18 protein-coding genes are annotated in these 16,984 nt (G+C 70.5%); 9 read left to right on the forward strand and 9 right to left on the reverse strand.

Annotated elements, in window-relative coordinates; translation table 11 throughout:
* Positions 1–34: 34 nt before the first annotated feature.
* The gene (locus AOM45_RS40225) at positions 35–1,075 is read left to right on the forward strand and encodes an NAD-dependent epimerase/dehydratase family protein (protein ID WP_030473061.1); all 1,041 of its coding nucleotides are present in this window, start codon (positions 35–37) and stop codon (positions 1,073–1,075) included.
* Here the strand turns inward: AOM45_RS40225 and AOM45_RS40230 are convergent.
* The gene (locus AOM45_RS40230) at positions 1,062–2,246 is read right to left on the reverse strand and encodes a hypothetical protein (protein WP_156094388.1); all 1,185 of its coding nucleotides are present in this window, start codon (positions 2,244–2,246) and stop codon (positions 1,062–1,064) included. The two genes, AOM45_RS40225 and AOM45_RS40230, sit on opposite strands and share 14 nt — an antisense overlap.
* A 121-nt stretch (positions 2,247–2,367) precedes the next feature.
* Between AOM45_RS40230 and AOM45_RS40235 the strand changes: the two genes are divergently transcribed.
* From AOM45_RS40235 to AOM45_RS40250, 4 genes are all read left to right on the forward strand, one after another.
* Entirely contained in the window at positions 2,368–3,006 is a 639-nt protein-coding gene (locus AOM45_RS40235; protein WP_030473063.1) for a glycosyltransferase family 2 protein, read from the forward strand.
* A complete protein-coding gene (locus AOM45_RS40240; protein ID WP_030473064.1) occupies positions 3,003–3,641 on the forward strand; it encodes a TIGR04282 family arsenosugar biosynthesis glycosyltransferase in 639 nt (212 codons plus the stop codon). The genes AOM45_RS40235 and AOM45_RS40240 overlap by 4 nt, the downstream gene beginning before the upstream one ends.
* A gap of 100 nt (positions 3,642–3,741) precedes the next feature.
* A complete protein-coding gene (locus AOM45_RS40245) occupies positions 3,742–4,341 on the forward strand; it encodes a class I SAM-dependent methyltransferase (protein WP_035913595.1) in 600 nt (199 codons plus the stop codon).
* Entirely contained in the window at positions 4,323–5,375 is a 1,053-nt protein-coding gene (locus AOM45_RS40250; RefSeq protein WP_051784655.1) for a molybdopterin-dependent oxidoreductase, read from the forward strand. The genes AOM45_RS40245 and AOM45_RS40250 overlap by 19 nt, the downstream gene beginning before the upstream one ends.
* Positions 5,376–5,701: 326 nt before the next feature.
* On the opposite strand, the gene AOM45_RS40255 is transcribed toward AOM45_RS40250, so the two are convergent.
* The gene (locus AOM45_RS40255; protein ID WP_030473067.1) at positions 5,702–6,517 is read right to left on the reverse strand and encodes an ABC transporter permease subunit; all 816 of its coding nucleotides are present in this window, start codon (positions 6,515–6,517) and stop codon (positions 5,702–5,704) included.
* Positions 6,517–7,377: an ABC transporter ATP-binding protein gene (locus tag AOM45_RS40260; RefSeq protein WP_030473068.1), complete on the reverse strand. Its 861-nt coding sequence runs from the start codon at positions 7,375–7,377 to the stop codon at positions 6,517–6,519. Before AOM45_RS40260 ends, AOM45_RS40255 begins: the two co-directional genes overlap by 1 nt.
* 99 nt (positions 7,378–7,476) lie before the next feature.
* On the opposite strand from AOM45_RS40260, the gene AOM45_RS40265 reads away from it, so the two are divergent.
* Positions 7,477–8,541: a sensor histidine kinase gene (locus AOM45_RS40265; protein WP_030473069.1), complete on the forward strand. Its 1,065-nt coding sequence runs from the start codon at positions 7,477–7,479 to the stop codon at positions 8,539–8,541.
* Positions 8,538–9,182 carry a response regulator gene (locus AOM45_RS40270; protein WP_030473070.1) on the forward strand — a complete coding sequence of 215 codons (645 nt, stop codon included), beginning with the start codon at positions 8,538–8,540 and terminating at the stop codon, positions 9,180–9,182. The genes AOM45_RS40265 and AOM45_RS40270 overlap by 4 nt, the downstream gene beginning before the upstream one ends.
* On the opposite strand, the gene AOM45_RS40275 is transcribed toward AOM45_RS40270, so the two are convergent.
* Both AOM45_RS40275 and AOM45_RS40280 read right to left on the reverse strand, forming a co-directional pair.
* A complete protein-coding gene (locus AOM45_RS40275) occupies positions 9,168–9,788 on the reverse strand; it encodes a DJ-1/PfpI family protein (RefSeq protein ID WP_030473071.1) in 621 nt (206 codons plus the stop codon). The genes AOM45_RS40270 and AOM45_RS40275 overlap by 15 nt on opposite strands.
* Positions 9,788–10,741 (reverse strand): GlxA family transcriptional regulator, encoded by a 954-nt coding sequence (locus AOM45_RS40280; protein WP_236704006.1) that lies wholly within the window; start codon positions 10,739–10,741, stop codon positions 9,788–9,790. The genes AOM45_RS40275 and AOM45_RS40280 overlap by 1 nt, the downstream gene beginning before the upstream one ends.
* A 176-nt stretch (positions 10,742–10,917) precedes the next feature.
* On the opposite strand from AOM45_RS40280, the gene AOM45_RS40285 reads away from it, so the two are divergent.
* Complete coding sequence (locus AOM45_RS40285; RefSeq protein WP_035913598.1) at positions 10,918–11,922, forward strand: GDSL-type esterase/lipase family protein; 1,005 nt, start codon at positions 10,918–10,920, stop codon at positions 11,920–11,922.
* On the opposite strand, the gene AOM45_RS40290 is transcribed toward AOM45_RS40285, so the two are convergent.
* The 4 genes from AOM45_RS40290 to AOM45_RS40305 form a co-directional block, all read right to left on the reverse strand.
* Positions 11,906–12,706 carry a carboxylesterase family protein gene (locus tag AOM45_RS40290; RefSeq protein WP_051784657.1) on the reverse strand — a complete coding sequence of 267 codons (801 nt, stop codon included), beginning with the start codon at positions 12,704–12,706 and terminating at the stop codon, positions 11,906–11,908. The two genes, AOM45_RS40285 and AOM45_RS40290, sit on opposite strands and share 17 nt — an antisense overlap.
* A gap of 62 nt (positions 12,707–12,768) precedes the next feature.
* Positions 12,769–15,099 (reverse strand): hypothetical protein, encoded by a 2,331-nt coding sequence (locus AOM45_RS52190; RefSeq protein ID WP_051784658.1) that lies wholly within the window; start codon positions 15,097–15,099, stop codon positions 12,769–12,771.
* Positions 15,100–15,268: 169 nt separating this feature from the next.
* Positions 15,269–15,949, reverse strand: coding sequence for a hypothetical protein (locus tag AOM45_RS40300; protein ID WP_035913600.1), 681 nt, complete (start codon positions 15,947–15,949; stop codon positions 15,269–15,271).
* Positions 15,949–16,320, reverse strand: a complete 372-nt coding sequence (locus AOM45_RS40305; RefSeq protein ID WP_030473077.1) for a YchJ family protein — start codon at positions 16,318–16,320, stop codon at positions 15,949–15,951. The genes AOM45_RS40300 and AOM45_RS40305 overlap by 1 nt, the downstream gene beginning before the upstream one ends.
* Before the next feature lie 90 nt (positions 16,321–16,410).
* Between AOM45_RS40305 and AOM45_RS40310 the strand changes: the two genes are divergently transcribed.
* On the forward strand, positions 16,411–16,962 hold the full coding sequence (locus tag AOM45_RS40310) for a DivIVA domain-containing protein (protein WP_051784659.1): 552 nt from the start codon (positions 16,411–16,413) through the stop codon (positions 16,960–16,962).
* The last annotated feature ends 22 nt before the right edge of the window (positions 16,963–16,984 follow it).

A 16,984-nucleotide genomic window follows, 5' to 3' on the forward strand; every position in this document is an offset into this window, starting at 1 on the left:
GGTTGCGACCGCTCGTGGTCCTACGGTCGTTTCCATGCGAATACTGATCACCGGCGGGGCCGGGTTCATCGGGTCGCACGTCGCGGACGAGCTGGCCGCACAGGGCCACGACTGCGTACTGCTCGACGCGTTGCTGCCCGAGGCGCACGGCATCGTTCCCACACTGGACCACGAGCTGACGATCGGCGACGTCACCTCACCCGACGTCCTCCGGCCGCTGCTGTCCTCTGTGGACGCGGTGTGCCACCAGGCGGCGATGGTCGGGCACGGTGTCGATCCGTTCGACGCGCCGTCCTACGCACGGCACAACGACCTCGGCTCGGCGGTGTTGCTCGCCGAGATGTACCGGGCGGGCGTGTCCCGGCTCGTGCTGGCGTCGTCGATGGTCGTGTACGGCGAGGGCCGGTACCGCTGCCTCTCCCACGGGATCGTGCGCGCCGAACGGACTGCTGCCGACGTCGAGCGGGGCATGTACGAGCCGAGGTGCTTCTGCGGTGACTTCGTCGTGTCCGAGCTGGTGCCCGAGGACGCGCCACTGGAGCCGCGCAGCACCTACGCCGCGACGAAGCTGGCGCAGGAGCACCTCGCTCTCGCCTGGGCCCGTCAGACCGGCGGAAGCGTGTGGGCGTTGCGCTACCACAACGTCTACGGCCCGCGGATGCCGCGCGACACCCCGTACGCCGGGGTGGCGTCGATCTTCCGGTCGGCGCTGCAGAACGGTGTCGCGCCGCGGGTGATGGAGGACGGCCGGCAGCGGCGCGACTTCGTGCACGTCACCGACGTGGCACGGGCCAACGTGCTGGCCCTGGCCTCACCGCGGCCCGGCTTCGAGGCCGTGAACATCTGTTCCGGCACGCCCCACACGATCGGCGACCTGGCCTTCGCGCTGGCCGACGCGTGCGACGGCCCGACACCGGAGATCGTGGGCGGCGCGCGGCCCGGCGACGTCCGGCACGTCGTGGCGTCGCCCGCGAAGGCGTTGGACGTGCTGGGTTTCGAGGCTCAGGTCGGGTTCACGGAGGGTGTGCGCGACTTCGCGTTCTCCTCGCAGCGGGAGCCGGTCACCAGTTCGTGAGCACGAGGTGGTTCACCGCCAGGGCGGTCAGCGCCTGCGCGGTGAGCCACCTCTTGTCCAGTTTCGCGGTGCCGGCGAGGAGCCAGACCGCGAACGGCAGCCAGATCCGTTCGGTCTCGGCCTTGCTCAGACCCGACAGGTCGGCGGCGAGGATCGCGGTGCCGGCACCGACGACCCACTTGTTCCTGTGCAGGCCTCTGATTCCCGCCGGGCCGATGACCAGGGCGAGTGCGGCGAGGTTCGCCCACACCCAGTACCAGTACGGCCTGGTGGCGCCGATTCCCTGGTAGTAGCGGAGTTTGACGAGCTCGTAGCCGTCGAGCCACCAGAACCCGTTGAGGGCGAACAATGCCACGACCGCGAGCGCGCCCAGTGCGGCCAGAGCGATGCGGCGACCGAGCGCACGCCCGCCGTCACCCCACATCGCCGCGATCGCGAGCGGAGCGAGCAGCACCAGGCCGTAGGACAGGAAGAGGCACCAGCCGAGCACGACGCCGCCGAGCAGCGGCCACCTGGTGAGCAGGTAGATGCCGACGGCCGCGACGCCCATGAACATGCCGTCCGCCGACGCGCCCACCCACACCGCACCGGGGAAGAGGACGAGGAACGGCAGCACCGCGTTGTTGTCGATCGCCTTGGGGATCGCGACGGTGGCGAGTGCGCCGACCAGGACGCAGAAGATCGACGCCGCGGCACCGCCCTGAAGCCCGACGCGGTCGAGCGCGACGAACGTGAGCAGCGCGCCCGGCGGGTGACCGGAGACGTGCGTGGTCCACGAGTCGGGCTGGAAGTCGAGGATGCGACTGGTGAACCCGTTGAGCATCGCGGGAACGTCCGTGATCTCCGGAACCTCGTGGAGGTACTCGTCCACGGAGGTGAGCCTGGTGACGAAGTGTCCCCAGCCGTCGATCATCGCCAGCGAGAACGTCCACGCCACCGAGGCGAGGTAGGCGATCGGCAGCGCGAACCGGTGCCGCGCCAGCTCGGGTCCTTTGGCGACGACCAGGAACGCGATCAGGACCGCGGCGGGGGTGCCGGGGCCGACGTGCGGCTGCCAGTCGCCGAAGATCGGTGCCGCGGACGCGAAGAGGAGCCCGGGGTGGTGAGCGTTGACGATCAGCCCGACGACGACGGCGGCCGCGACGAGCAACCCCGCGAGAACTAGACGCACCGCGCCCAACCTAGGGGGTCGTCGCGGTGTTCGCGCGCTGGGCAAGACAATCGTAAGAACTCTTTCGTGCGTCACAATTCCGTAAGCACCACAACACTTTCCCGTGGTCCAGGGTGGATCCATGGATGTCGTGTTGCCCTGCCTGGACGAGGCCGCCGCACTGCCCGCGGTCCTCGCCACCCTGCCTCCCGGTTGCCGCGCGATCGTCGTGGACAACGGGTCTTCCGACGGCTCGCCCGAGATCGCCGCTTCTTTGGGCGCCCTCGTCGTGCACGAGTCGAAGCGCGGCTACGGCGCCGCCGTGCACACGGGCCTGCTCGCCGCCACGTCCGACGTCGTGGCGTTCGCCGACGCGGACGGCTCACTCGACCTGTCCGAACTGCCCGCGATGGCCTCGTTGCTGGCCGACGCGGATCTCGTGGTGGGCCGCCGAATTCCGGTGAGCGCGAGCGTGTGGCCGTGGCACGCCCGAGCGGGCAACGCCGTGATCTCGGGTTTGCTGCGCCGCCGCGGACTGGACGTGCACGACATCGCCCCGATGCGGGTGTGCCGTCGTTCCGCGTTGCTGGCGTTGGACGTGCGCGACCGTGCTTTCGGCTATCCGCTGGAACTGCTGGTGCGCGCGGCCTCGTCCGGCTGGCGCGTGCGCGAGGTCGACGTGACCTACGGCCCCCGGGCCGCCGGCACGCGCTCGAAGGTGTCGGGCTCGGTGCGCGGCACGTTGCGAGCGGCGCGGGACATGGCGGGGGTGCTGCGATGAGTTTCGTCGTGCTGGTCATGGCCAAGTCGCCGGTGCCCGGTCAGGTGAAGACGCGCCTGTGCCCGCCTCTGTCGTTCAAGGAGGCCGCGGACGTGGCGGCGGCCTCCCTGCTGGACACGATCTCGGCCGCGTTGTCGACACCCGGCGCGGTGCCGGTGGTGGCGCTGGCCGGGGTGGTGCGGCGTCCGGACGTCCATGAGGCGCTGGCGGAGTGCGTGGTGATCCCGCAGCGGGGCTCGACGTTCGCGGAACGGCTCGTTTCGGCACACGCCGACGTGGCTCGGTTCGGGATGCCGGTGCTGCAGATCGGGATGGACACGCCCCAGGTGACGCCGACGCTGCTGTCGTCGTGCGCGTCGTTCGAGGAGGCGGCGCTGGGGTTCGCGGAGGACGGCGGGTGGTGGGCGCTCGGGTTGCGGGACCCGCTGCGGGCCTCGGTGTTGCGGGACGTGCCGATGTCGCGCGCGGACACGGGAGTGCGGACGCTGGAGGCGTTGCTCGGGATGGAGGTGCGGACGCTGCCGGTGCTGTCCGATGTGGACACGATGGCGGACGCGGTGGCGGTGGCCGGGCTGGTGCCGGACGGGCGGTTCGCGGCGGCGTTGGCGGAGGTAGGGGCGGTGGTGGCGCGATGACGCACGCTCACGCAGAGGTCCCCTCCGGAGGGGTCCCCTGGTTCCATTCTCCCAGGCGGCACCGACAATTTTCGGCCCCCGCCGGCCCGGTGGTGACACGATGATGTTCGACCAGGCCCTCAAAGGCATCCCCAGCTGGCTCGACCTCCCCGGCACCACCCCGCGCCCGCTCAGCGTCGCCCGCTGGCAGGCCGACGCCGACGAGGGCGACGACGTCCTCCTCGACGCCTGCACCGGCCCCACCCTCGACGTCGGCTGCGGTCCCGGCCGGCTCGTGGCCGCTCTCCTCGCCCGCGACGTCCAGGCGCTCGGCGTCGACGTGTCCAGCGAGGCGATCCGGCGCACCACCGCGCGCGGTGGCATAGCCATCCGGCGGGACGTGTTCGGCCGGTTGCCCGGCGAGGGGCGGTGGCACCACGTCCTGCTCGCCGACGGCAACATCGGCATCGGTGGCGACCCGGCCGCGCTCATGGACCGCATCAGGCACCTGCTCAGGCCCAGCGGGACCGTGGTCGTCGAGGTCGAGCAACCCGGATCCGGGCTCACGATCGGCCAGGCGCGAGTCCGGACCGGCGGCACCAGCAGCAGGTGGTTCCCGTGGGCCTGGAGCGACGCCGATTCGCTGCCCGCGGACGGGTTCTTCCCGCTGTGGCAGCAGGTGCGCGCCGGGCGGTGGTTCGCGTGCTGGGAGAAGTCGTGAAGTTCCAGGCACCCGCGCACCACACCGGCGTGACGAGCAGGGTCGGCACCTGGCTCGGCGTCGCGTTCGGGCTGTGCTTCGTCACCGGACTGCTCAGCCACGGCGTGCAGCACGACTGGCCGTGGCCGACCCGGCCCGTCGACCTCTACCGCGTCACGCAAGGCGTGCACGTGATCTCCGGGGTCGCGTCGATCCCCTTGCTGCTGGCCAAGTTGTGGAGCGTCTACCCGAAACTGTTCGAGCGGCCGCTCATCAGGTCCGTGCCCCACGCCCTGGAGCGCGGCTCGATCTTCGTGCTCATCGCCGCGTCGTTCTTCGAGCTCGTCACCGGCCTGTTCAACGCCGCGCAGAACTACCCGTGGTCGTTCTACTTCCCCACCGCCCACTACGCGGCGGCGTGGATCGCGATCGGCGCGCTGCTCCTGCACGTCGCCGTCAAGATCCCGCTGATCCGCCGGTCCCTCGAACCCGGGCCCGAAACGAAGACCATCCTGTCCCGCCGGGCTTTCCTGCGCACCACCGCGCTCACCACGGGTGTCGCGGTCGTCGCGACGGCCGGTGTCACCGTGCCGTGGCTGCGCAAGATCTCCGTGCTGGCCTGGCGCAACGACGGCGACCTGCCGGTGAACCGCACGGCGAAGGCCGCGAACATCACGATCCCGTCCGACTGGCGCCTCAAGGTCGGCGAGAAGAGCTACTCCCTGCCAGAACTCAGAGCCATGCCGCAGACCACCCACGAGCTGCCCATCGCGTGCGTCGAGGGCTGGAGCCAGAACGCCACGTGGACGGGAGTCCGGATCTCCGAGCTGATCAACGCCAAGGGTGACGTCCGGGTCGAGTCGCTCGAGAAGGACGGGCTGTACCGCGCGACCACGTTGCCGGAAGCCTTCGCCCAGGATCCGCTGACCCTGCTCGCCCTGAAGCTCAACGGCGAGGAGCTCAGCCCCGATCACGGCTATCCGTGCCGGATCATCGCGCCGAACCGGCCGGGAGTCCTGCAGACCAAGTGGGTCACGTCGTTGGAGGTGCTGTGAGGATCCTGCTCGGCGCGGTCGGCGTCGGACTCGCGGCCTGGGGAGCGTGGCTGCTCCTCCCCCAGATCACCGTAGAGCTGCTGATCTGGCTCGGCGGCGGTGTGGTGCTGCACGACTTCCTGATCGCACCGCTGGTCGGCGCGTCCGGGTTCGTCGTCAAGCGCGCTTCCGTCGGCGTCGGCCTCACCGTCACGGGAATCATCGCCGTCCTCGCCACGCCTCTGCTGTGGCGGCAGTACAGCGGACCGGTCAACCCGGGACTGCACGACCGCGACTACCCCACCGGAGTCGCGGTCGTGCTCGGCATCACCTGGGCCGCCGTGGCCCTATACGAGATCGCGGCGCACCTTCAGAAGCGTCGCCGCGCCCACGAAAACGACGACGTACCCGACGAGGAACAGCGCGGCCGTGGTGCCGCTCAGGTCGTTCAGCACGCCGGGCGCACCGGACCCGCCGACGGCGCCGGCGAGATTTCCAGCCGAACCGCCGGGCAGCACCTTGGTCAGCGACTCGACCGGTCCGAGGAGCGAGCCGACGCCGCGCAGCAGGTTCTCGGTGACGATCGCCCACATCAGCCCGAGCCCGACGGACAGCGCCGGTCCCTTGGTGACGACGCCGAGGAACACCCCGAAGCCCGTCCACATCGCGGCGATCAGCAGTGACGCGCCCAGCGCCTCGACCGCGTCGAAGCCGGGCAGGCTCCAGTCCCAGCCTTCGACAGTCGCCACAACAACAGCCGCTCCGAGGTCGACCACGAACGTCAGCGCCACCAGGACCACGACGATGATCCCCAACGCGCCCAAGGTGCCCGCCATCGCGGAGACCCGGCGCGGGCCGGCGGTCAACGTGGTCTTCCAGGTGCCCCAGCCGTAACCGCTGCCGACCGCCAACGCCGCCAGCACCAGGATGATCGCGCCGCCGAACATCGGCAGGCCGCGCACGACCGCCGCGCCCACGTTCTCCGGCTGCATCGCGCTGATCAGCTGCTGCTGCGAGAGGTCACGGGTGTTGGTGCCGCCGTTCAACGCGAGGTAGTTGAACACGTAGCCGAACGTCAGCGTCATCACCAGCCACACGCCGATCAGCACCCAGGTCGCCGGCCACTTCCACAGCCGCAGCAGCTCCGCCTTCACGCTGCCCATCACGCCGCTCCCGTCATCTCGAAGAAGACCTCTTCCAACGTCCGGCGCAGCGGCCGGACCTCCCGCACGTCCACGTCGGCCCGCACCAGCGTCCGCACCAGAGCACCCGCGTCCGTCTCCCGCACGTGCAGCACGTCCCCGTGCATCGCACTGCCCTCGATCAGCACGTGCGCCTTCTCGATCGGGTCCGCGCGGATCAGCAGCACGGTGTCACCGCGCAGCTGCTCGACGGTGCTCTCCGCGACGAGCCGGCCCTGCGAGATCACACCGACCCGGTCGCAGATCTCCTCGACCTCGCCGAGCAGGTGGCTCGACAGCAGCACCGTCTGCCCCTGCGCGGCCAGAGCACGCACCAGGTCGCGCATGTCGGCCATGCCCGCCGGGTCGAGGCCGTTGGTCGGCTCGTCGAGGATCAGCAGCTCCGGCCGGCCGAGCAGGGCCGCGGCCACGCCGAGCCGTTGCTTCATGCCGAGCGAGTACCGGCGGAACTTCTCCCCCGCCGCACTCACGAGGTCGACCTGCTCCAGCGCCGCCTCGACGTGCGTCCTGCCGACGCCCCTGCGGTGAGCGTGCACGCGCAGGTTGTCGCGGCCGCTCAGGTACGGGTAGAAACCCGGCCCTTCGATCAGCGAGCCCACCTTGAGCAACGCCCTCGGGGTGCCCGGTGCCTCACCGAGGACCTGGGCCGAACCGCTGGTCGGCTGCACGAGCCCCAGCAGCATGCGGATCGTGGTCGTCTTGCCCGCGCCGTTGGGACCGAGGAACCCGTAGACCTCGCCCCGCCGCACGGACAGACTGACCTCGTCCACCACGGCGCGGTCGCCGTAGCGCTTCGTCAGCTTCTCCGTCGTCACGATCATGGGACCAATCGTGTTCCCGCACACCGATCAGGTCGTCAGCTCCGGAGCGTCATGAAGATACGCACATCTGCGTACGCCCCCGGTCGTATCGTCAGCACCATGCAGACCGATCTGGGCAGGATCAAGTGGCAGGACGTGGCGCTGACCGTGGCGCTGCTGTTCTTCGGTCTGGCGGGAACGCGGTTCGCCGCACGGCTGCAGGGCGCGGAGAACCTCGACGTGCTCGCCTACCTGCTCATCGCCGTGGCGGCCTCCGGACTGCTGTTCCGCTCGGTCCGTCCGCTGTGGACGGTCGCGGTCACGACCGTCTCCATCGCGGTCTACCTGGCGCTGCACTACCCGTTCGGGCCGATCCTCATGAGCGGTGTCGCGGCGATGTACGCGGTGGCCGTGTACGCGGGCATCGAGCTGGCCGCGGCGTGCGCGCTGCTGTACGCGCTGGTGATCCTGCCGTGGTGGAACGACTCGGTGACGTCGTGGATCACCTGGTCGGCCGGCTGGATCCTGCTGCCGGTCGCGGCCGGTGTGCTGATGAGGCTGCGCAGGAAGTCCGTTGTGGACACCCGCGAGCGGGCCGTGATCTCCGAACGGCTGCGGCTCGCCCAGGAGGTCCACGACGTGGTGGGCCACGGGCTGAGCGTCATCGCGATGCAGGCCGGCGTCGCGCTGTACGTGCTGGACAAGGACCCGGCGAAGGCTCGCGCGTCCCTGGAGGCGATCCGCGACACCAGCAAGGAGGCGCTGGACGGTCTGCGGTCCGAACTGGACACTCTGCGCGGATCGGCCCCGCTCACGCCGGCGATCTCGCTCGCCGACGTCCCCGCACTGGCGGCACGGATGCGCGAGGCCGGGCTCGACGTGTCGGTCGAAGTGGACGAGCTGGAGCTGCCGGACCACTACCAGCTCGCCGTGTACCGGATCGTCCAGGAGTCGCTGACCAACGTCCTGCGGCACTCCTCCCCCGGCGTCACCGCGTCCGTCAAGGTGTACGCGGTGCGCGGCGAACTGGTCGTGCAGGTGACCGACACGGGCTCGCCCGGCCAGTTCACCGAGGGCCACGGCATCACCGGCATGCGTTCACGGGCCGAAGCGCTGGGCGGCACGCTCGAGGTCGACGGATCGCACGGTTTCGTGGTGACGGCCCGGATACCGTTGCCGTCATGATTCGCGTGGTGGTGGCCGACGACCAGCCGCTGGTCCGGATGGGACTGCGGACGTTGATCGAGACCGAGGACGGCGTCCAGTTCGCCGGAGAGGCCGCCGACGGCCGCGAAGCCCTGTCGCTCATCCAGTCCGTGCGGCCGGACGTGGTGTTCCTCGACATCCGGATGCCGTTGATGGACGGCCTGGAGGTGCTGCGCCGCGTCTCGGCCGACCCCGCGTGCGCCGAGGTGAAGATCGTCGTGCTCACGACGTTCGACCTCGACGAGTACGTGTTCGAGGCGCTGCGGATCGGCGCGTCCGGGTTCCTGGTCAAGGACTCCGACCCGACCGACCTGCTGCGGGCCGTGCACGTGGTGGCCGACGGCGGGTCGCTGCTGTCGCCGTCCGTCACGCGCCGGGTGATCGACCGGTTCGCGTCGGGCGCGTCGGCGAGGCCCGTGCCGCACCTGGACAAGCTGACCGAGCGCGAACGGGAGATCATGCGGCACGTCGCGTCCGGCGCGTCCAACGACGAGATCGCCGCCGTGCTGGTGATCTCGCCCGCGACGGTGCGCACGCACGTGTCGCGGGCGATGGTGAAGCTGGGCGCACGCGATCGCGCCCAGCTCGTCGTGTTCGCCGTTCAGTCAGGCCTGACGTGACTCGAACGCGGCCTTGAGGCCCTCCGCCACCGACTCGGGGATCGAGTCGTAGACGCGCGGCGGCTGCGGGTCGTACTCGATGCCGACCTGGACGGCCTGCGCGACCAGCTCGCCGAACTCCGCCTCGACCAGCCGCAACGCCATGTCGATGCCCGCCGACACGCCGGCCCCGCTGACGACCTTGCCGTCGAACACGACCCGGTCCTCGGACACCTCGACACCGCGCACGGAGAGGACCTCGCGCGCGGCCCAGTGCGTGGTCGCCCTCGACACCAGCCCGGCCTCGGCCAGCAGCGTCGACCCGGTGCACACCGACGTCGTCCACTTCGTGGTCGGGTGGACCTCCCGCAACCACTCGACGACGCCGCCGGAGTCCCTCAGCAGCTCGCGCCAGTGGCTCGACCCCGGCACGACGACGATGTCCGTCGACTTCAGCGAGGCGAACGTGTCGGTCGGCACCACGGACAGCCCGTTGTCGGACTTCACCGGGTCGAGCGTCGCGGCGACGAACCGCGTCGAGACGACCGGCACCGAGCCGATCACCTCGTACGGGCCCACGAAGTCGAGCGCGGTCATGTTCGGGTAGAGCACGAACGTGGCTTCCATCAGGCAACCCCAGTGGTCCGGAAACGGGCGCGGTAGCTGCCCGGCGACACGCCGAGCACGCGCAGGAAGGCCCGGCGCAGGGTCTCGGCGGAACCGAACCCCGACTGACGGGCGACGAGGTCCAACGAGTCACCGGTGCTCGCCAGCCGGTCGGCGGCGGCCTCCACGCGGGCTCGTTCGACGTACTGAGCGGGCGAGACACCGACGTTGCGCGAGAAGACGCGGGCGAAGTGCCGCACGCTCATCATCGCCTTGCGCGCCATGACCGGCACCGTCCACTCGCGGGTCGGGTCGGCGTGGATGTCGTCGAGCAACGCCCGCAGCGAACCGTCCCGCACGGGCTTCGCGCGGGTGTGCACGCTGAACTGCGACTGGCCGCCCGAGCGCTGCAGGAAGACGACCAGGTACTGCGCGATCCTGCGGGCGAGCGCCGGCCCGTGGTCCTGCTCGACCATGGCGAGCGCGAGGTCGATGCCCGCCGTCACCCCGGCGGACGTGGACACCTGCCCGTCGCACACGAAGATCGCGTCCGGCTCCACCTCGACCCCGCGGTTCTCCAGCTCGCCGGTGAACGCCCAGTGCGTCGTCGCCTTCTTGCCCTTGAGCAGCCCCGCCCCGGCCAGCACGACGGCACCCGTGCACACCCCCGCCACGCGGCGCGACCTGAGCGCGAGCCGCCGCAGGTTCGTGGTGAGCACCGGATCGGACGCGGCCTCGTCGTACCCCCAGCCGCCGACCACCAGCAGCGTGTCGATCGGGCGGTCCAGCGTGCGCAGGTCGGCACCGGCCTCGACGCGCACCCCTGCCGTCGTGGTGAACGGTCCTCCCCCGAGCGTGGCGACCGTGACCTGGTAGCGCGGTTCCCGGTGGTTCGCTGCCTGGAACACCTCGATCGGGCCCGCCAGGTCCAGCAGCGCCGTGCGGTCGTAACCGACCACGACTACTTCCCTCAAATTCCCCACACCTCCACTCTCCCCATCCGAAGTGGTGGCGGCAACGACATAACTCCCTCGCATTCGGACACCGCCGAAGTGCACGCGGGGAGCTTTCGTTCGCTTCGAGCGCACGCGGGCGCCCCGCGTGCGCTTCGGCGAACTGGGGTGATGGGGCGCCGGTAGACTGGCCCGCAATGCGGAAAGTGCTCTCCCTCGCCACGATCGGACTGCTCACGATCCTGCTGGTCGTGAGCGACCACCCGTTTCCACCGCCCTCGGATCCCGACCGCGAGTCGCGAACCGCGGTCGTCGCGCTCGGCGACAGCACGATGTCCGGTGAGGGTGCCGGGGCCTACGAGCCGGGCACCGACGGCGAGGACGGCGGCAACTGGTGCCACCGCTCCCGTGACGCCGAGATCGTGAAGACCCTCGTCGAGGCCGACCAGAAGATCAACCTGGCGTGCTCGGGCGCGAACTCCGACAAGCTGCGCAACGAACAGCTGCCGCAGCTGCGCAAGATCGCCGGTTCGAACCGGGTCGTCGCCGTCGTGGTCGCCATCGGTGCCAACGACGACCCGCGGTTCTCCGAGATCCTCAACAAGTGCTTCGAGGCGTGGGGCAAGCGCAGCGACTGCACGTCGGCCGTCGCGCCGGAGTGGACGAAACGCGTGCGGCGGATGGTTCCGAAGGTCGAGAACACGCTGAACGCGATCCGCCAGACCATGCGCGACTCCGGTTACCTCGACTCGTCGTACCAGCTCGTCGTGCAGTCGTACGCGGCGCCGGTCTCACCGAAGATGCCGCGCTCGTTGCAGAACCTGTCCGGCTGCCCGTTGCGCACGACCGACCTGCAATGGGTCGTCGAGGAAGCGGTGCCGGAGCTGTCGAACGGGCTGCGCGCCGCGGCGGACAAGGTCAACGCCCGGTTCCTCGACCTCTCCCGCGCCGGTGAGGGCCACGAGGCGTGCGTCGGTGGCGACAAGCCGGAGACGGAGTGGTTCACGCGGCTGTCCGTCGACTGGGCCGGACTGAAGGACCAGAAGCGGGGCTCGCACGCGTTGCAGGAGTCGTTCCACCCCAACGCTCGCGGTCACGCGCAGATCGGCCGCTGCCTAACCGAGTTCCTGGCGACCGACAAGCGCGACGGCGCGTGCGTGCCGAAGCTCGACGGCACGCTCGGCCTCACGACGGAGAGCTGACCCAGCGCTTCAGCTCTTCCCTCGGCCAGCCGGGATCGCCGTCGCGGGCGAACCTCGCCCACGCCTGCGCGATGTCGCCGCGGAACATGTCCGGCACGTCCGCGCCGTGGTGGGCAGGCTTTTTTGCGTAGATCGACCGGAACGCGCGTCCGTGCTCGTCGGCGAGCCTCATCGTCGGCCGTTGGAAGAGATCGGCGTCCTCGTCGGCCGTGTGGCACACCAGGAGATCCACGTCGTACGGGCCTTCCAACGGTGAGCGCGGCAGCGAGTCGCCGTCCACGATCGGTTGGTACAGCACGACTTCCGGGTCCGCGGCCCGCTGCACCTCGACCGCTTCGGCAGGCGTGAAGAACCTGCCCGCGAGGCTGTGCGCGATGGCGCGGTGGAACAGCCCTCGCGCGGCGGGCATGACCATCAGGCTCGCGACGGTCTGCGCTCCCGACGACTGTCCCGCGACGGTGACGTTGCCGGGATCTCCGCCGTAGCGCTTGATGTTGCGCTGGATCCACCGCAACGCCGAGACGACGTCGAGCAGGCCGCGGTTGTGCGGAACCCCTTCCAGGGCACCGTACCCGTCGACCGCGAGCCGGTAGTTGCAGCTGACGAAGACGATTCCGTGCGACGCGAGGACGTCGCCGGCGTACTCGGGCTGGGACGACGAGCCGACGGTGTTCGCGCCGCCGTGGACCCACAGGAGCACCGGCGCCGGACCGTCCACAGCGGACCAGACGTTGAGGGTGTGCGCGTCACCGAACTCGCCGGCCGGCTCGCCGTCGCTGTCCACAGGAGGGTGGAGGCGCAGCGGGCCGACCGGCGGTTCCGCGTACCTGATGCCGAGGTGAACGCTCAGGCCTGCACCGACACCTGGTGCGAGACCGGCAGCACGCGCAGGTTCGCCGCCGCCCGTTCGAGTTGGGAGAGCACGCTCGGCCGCAGCCCCGCGATCTCCAGGTCGGCCACGGGACCGGCCATCTCCTGCAGCAGCACCTGCTGCGGGTGATCGCCCTCGGCCTCGGCCACCGCCAGCACGCGGAACGGCGTGCCCGGCGCGAAGATCACGCGTTCCTCGGTGGCCACGGCGACGCGGTCCGCCACCTCGACCCGGCGGCCGGTGACCGACCACAGCAGGTACTCGGTGACGCCCTCGATGCGCTGCGACGGGTTCGCGACGGCGTCCAGCAGGCCGTGCTCGACCAGCACGTCACCGGAGCGGTAGCGGCGCGGGCCGGTCGGACCGGTCACGCCCCACACCGTCGCCACGCCGTTGTGCACCGGCAGGCGGTTCAGGCCGGAGACGATGCACGCGACGTACGGGCGCAACCGCCCGAGGCGTCCCATGCGGAGCGTGTCGACGACCATTTCTTCGTCCTGCGACACGCACGCGAGCAACGCCGTCAGGTCGGTGACCATGGCCTCGAACGCGGCCGGGTCCTCCTCCGCGTCGGGACGCTGGGCCAGCAACCGGCAGACCGTGGCCGCGTGCACGCTGTAACGCTCGCCGAGCGCACGGCGGACCGTGTCACGTTCCGCGTCCGAGCTGCTGTGGTCCGGCAGAACCGTCTCGCGTTCGCCGTTGTCCTCCGGCGGGATCTCCCACATGGCCAGCGGCTGCAACGGCAGCGGGCCGTCCACCCGGAAGCGGACGGGGCTCGAGTCCGGGTCGGACGACGGGAACGCGGCCTCGTCGGGGTCGTCCAGCGCGTGCGACGTCACCGTCGCGATCGCCGGACCGGAGTCCATGCTCACGAACGCGGGTCTTTCGAACTCCGGTTCGGGCTCCGCCGGGATGACCGGGGTGAACAGACCGCCGCCGCTGTCCGAGTCGCGCGCCGACAACGCGTGCGCGGCCGCGCTCAACGCCGAGGCGACCTGAGCGGGGGTGCCGGTCGGCGTGGTCGGGGGCGGTGGCGGAGGTGCCGACACCGTGGCGTCGCAGAACACGAGACGCAGCAGCTTGCGCACCTCAGGCTCAAGACGTTCCACGAGAGCAGCACCGTGCACAGCGACCGCACCGGGCGTGGTGCGTCCAGGCGTGCCCACGGTCAGACGTGCCCACTCCGGGTCAACGGGCTGAGAGCGCACTTCTGCCGCGTTGTACGGCTCGTCCTGCTCACGCACCCACAGACCGGAGGGGACGACCTCCAGCACGACGCCGTCGCCGAGAGAGAACACACCGGGCGACACCTCGGCCAGTCCTGGCACGGGAGCGCGATAGCCGGACACGACCGGAACACCCTCGTTCGGCGTGCACAGCACCTCGGTCACGAACGGCCGCCACGTCTGCTGCCCGCGCGGGTCGACCGCGATCACCGCGGGCCCACCGGTGCGCAGGTTGCCGACCGGCAGGCCGGTGAACATCGCGATCGGTTCGCCGAGCTGGTCGGCGACGAGCCTGCCGAGACCGGAGTCGATGCCGTACGGCACCAGCCGCACGCGCGACCGGGCCGCCTGGGGCAGCGCGGTCAACAGGCGGCACACCTCGTCGGTCGGGATCGCCGACTGGCCCGGCCCGCCGACGACGACCGTCAGCACGTTCTCCCGGCACGGCAGCGCCACGATCGGGCGCGAGTCCTGGGCCGCCGGGTCGAACGGCGGCTGCTGAGCGCGCAGCCAGAGCCCGGCGGGAATCGGTTCGGAGATGCCGATCTCGCCCGTCGGCCACGGGGAGTTCGGGTCCATCGCCTCCCACTGCGGCACCGGGAAGCGGCGGCCGAACGGCATCGGCGACGCGTTCGGCTGGAACCTCACCCAGCTGCCGTAGCCCTGGGTGCCCACGACGAACGCGGCTCCGGGAACCGTGGTCAGCACCCCGTCCGGTGCCACGACCTCGGCCTGGAGCTGCTCGGCCAGCCACTGCGCCGGCGCGGTGGGCCGCATCGTGCCCGCGTGCGACACCGCGAGCCGGATGGGCCCGCGACCGCTGAGCGCGCTCACGACGTGAGGCCAGAAAGTGCTTTGGTCACCGCTCGGGAAGTCCACCACGACCACGGTCCTGCCGCGGTCGACCGGCAGCGTGCGGGCGAGGCCCGTCGCAGCCTGGCTGGGGCCTTCAGGTGCGGAAACAACGAGCGTCGCCCCGACGAAACTCGCCGCGAACGGCGTTCGCTGGGGCAGTGGCTCCGGCTGCGGCACTGCTGCCGGGGGCTGCTCGACGGGGTACAGATCCGTGTTCGTCATCGGCTCCGAACTCTGGGTCTGTGTTTGCTGGTCGCCATGGGCGGCGGCACGTCGGCCCATCAAGCGCCTGATCACCTCCGTGCCATCCCGTTCACTCGCCCTTTCGGCTTAATCGGGCAACGGGGGTGCACGCTACCAAGACGCGCAGCACTCATGTCACCCAGTCGGGTTATTTGATCTCATCCGATCGAGTCAGCCACACGGCGCGCGCTCGTCCACACACTCCGTGAGGGCCGATGATTGCTGATGCGGAGTACGCCTTGCGACCTTCGCGGCCAAGTTCCCACGCAAGGAGCAAGTGGTCCACGCCCAGCTCGACCGGACGCTCGACCTGAGCGACGAAGGTGCCGAGCACGAACGCGGGCCCGCCGTCCGGGGCCACCGGCTGCGCGGACGGGCAGTCCAGCGCCGCCCACACGATCTCCGGCAGCACGTTCGTGCCGTCGTTCGGCAGCACGTCACCGGGCCGCCAGACACCCGCCCACTCGCTGCGGCCGTCGAGCGGCCCCAGGAGCGCGGCGATGCCGTCCTCACGACCGGGCCCGCACCCGAAACACGTCGGGAACGGGTGCTTGTCGCGCCACGGCACCTTCGCGGCGGCCGCGCGGGCCTCGTCCAGCGTCGGAGCGGCGGGAACGTCGAGGTCGAGCGTCGCGGGCTCGGCGGAGGCGATCACCACGTCACCGTCGAGCAGCTGCCCGTCGCGGACCTCCATCTCCCGGTCCAGCGGCACGGGCTTGCGCAAACGGACACTGACCGCCTGCGAGTCGACGTGCGCGGCGAGCAGGCCCGCCGAATATCCGCCGTTGCCCATTCCGGGCGGACCGTTGAACCGGCTGAGCACCTTCATCACAGCGCCTCCGCGTAAACCCACTGGCCGTTCTCCCGGACGAACCGGCTCCGTTCGTGCACGACGCCCCCGACGTAGTGCGCGCGGAACTCCACGACGCCCTCGTTCTGCAGCAGCCCGCCGTTCTCAGTTGCCAGAATTTCGAGCTTCAACCACCGGTCACCAGCGTCGGTTCCGGCGCTCGCGGGACGGTGCTTCGAGGCCCACGTCCTGAGCAGGTAGTCCTCATCGGACACCGCGAAAGCGCTGTAGCGCGACCGCATCAGCTGCTCGGCGGTCGCCGCCGTGCGGGCTCCGGAGTGCAGCGCGCCACAACAGTCCACATAGGACTGGCCGGTGCCGCAGGGACACAGTTTGTTGTTCACGCACACATTGTGCCTGGTGAACCCGTTAGAACCGATGCCGCACCCCGTACGTACACCTTGTCAAGACTGACTCGCGGGAGGCAGAGGAGACGGCAAGTGAGTGTCGACAGCAGGACTGAGCTCGTTCCGCTCCGCACGTGGTTCGGGCTGCGCTGGCGCGGCTACGACCGCGACGAGGTGGACGACTACGTCGCCGAACTGGAAGCCGAGCTTCGCCTGGTCACCGCCGACCGGGACGCCTCGGAGGCGAGGGCGGAAGCCCTGGCCAGCAGGTTGGTCTCGGTCCAGGAGGAGAACGCCGGCCTGCAGGACGGCCTGCACCGCATCTGCCTGACCCCGATCGACCCGAAGGGCCTGCCGGAACGGCTCGCCCGAATGGTCGCCCTGGCCGACGAAGAACGCCGGGAAGTCATCAGGGACGCCCAGCTCAAAGCGTTGATGATCGTCGGAGAGGCGGAACAGCGCGCCCGCAAGCTCGACGAGGAGGCGGCCCAGAAGCGCGAGCAGATCCGCGAGGACTTCCGCCTCGCGATGTCGGCCCGCCGAGCCGAGGCGATGCGCGCGCTCGCGGAACTGCGCAACGTCGCCCTGGACGAGGCCGAACGCATCATCGCCGAGGCCAAAGTGCTGAGCGCGCGAACCGACTAGAAACATTTCGCACGTTCTCGCG

The sequence above is a fragment of the Lentzea aerocolonigenes genome (assembly GCF_000974445.1).
GTDB classification, from domain to species: domain Bacteria; phylum Actinomycetota; class Actinomycetes; order Mycobacteriales; family Pseudonocardiaceae; genus Lentzea; species Lentzea aerocolonigenes.

What these genes read in the sequence shown, in the direction of transcription:
- AOM45_RS40225 (WP_030473061.1), top strand. Translation starts at nt 35, where the DNA reads ATGCGAATACTGATCACCGGCGGGGCCGGGTTCATCGGGTCGCACGTC.
- AOM45_RS40235 (WP_030473063.1), top strand. Translation starts at nt 2,368, where the DNA reads ATGGATGTCGTGTTGCCCTGCCTGGACGAGGCCGCCGCACTGCCCGCG.
- AOM45_RS40240 (WP_030473064.1), top strand. Translation starts at nt 3,003, where the DNA reads ATGAGTTTCGTCGTGCTGGTCATGGCCAAGTCGCCGGTGCCCGGTCAG.
- AOM45_RS40245 (WP_035913595.1), top strand. Translation starts at nt 3,742, where the DNA reads ATGATGTTCGACCAGGCCCTCAAAGGCATCCCCAGCTGGCTCGACCTC.
- AOM45_RS40255 (WP_030473067.1), bottom strand. Translation starts at nt 6,517, where the DNA reads ATGGGCAGCGTGAAGGCGGAGCTGCTGCGGCTGTGGAAGTGGCCGGCG.
- AOM45_RS40260 (WP_030473068.1), bottom strand. Translation starts at nt 7,377, where the DNA reads ATGATCGTGACGACGGAGAAGCTGACGAAGCGCTACGGCGACCGCGCC.
- AOM45_RS40265 (WP_030473069.1), top strand. Translation starts at nt 7,477, where the DNA reads ATGCAGACCGATCTGGGCAGGATCAAGTGGCAGGACGTGGCGCTGACC.
- AOM45_RS40270 (WP_030473070.1), top strand. Translation starts at nt 8,538, where the DNA reads ATGATTCGCGTGGTGGTGGCCGACGACCAGCCGCTGGTCCGGATGGGA.
- AOM45_RS40275 (WP_030473071.1), bottom strand. Translation starts at nt 9,788, where the DNA reads ATGGAAGCCACGTTCGTGCTCTACCCGAACATGACCGCGCTCGACTTC.
- AOM45_RS40285 (WP_035913598.1), top strand. Translation starts at nt 10,918, where the DNA reads ATGCGGAAAGTGCTCTCCCTCGCCACGATCGGACTGCTCACGATCCTG.
- AOM45_RS52190 (WP_051784658.1), bottom strand. Translation starts at nt 15,099, where the DNA reads ATGACGAACACGGATCTGTACCCCGTCGAGCAGCCCCCGGCAGCAGTG.
- AOM45_RS40300 (WP_035913600.1), bottom strand. Translation starts at nt 15,949, where the DNA reads ATGAAGGTGCTCAGCCGGTTCAACGGTCCGCCCGGAATGGGCAACGGC.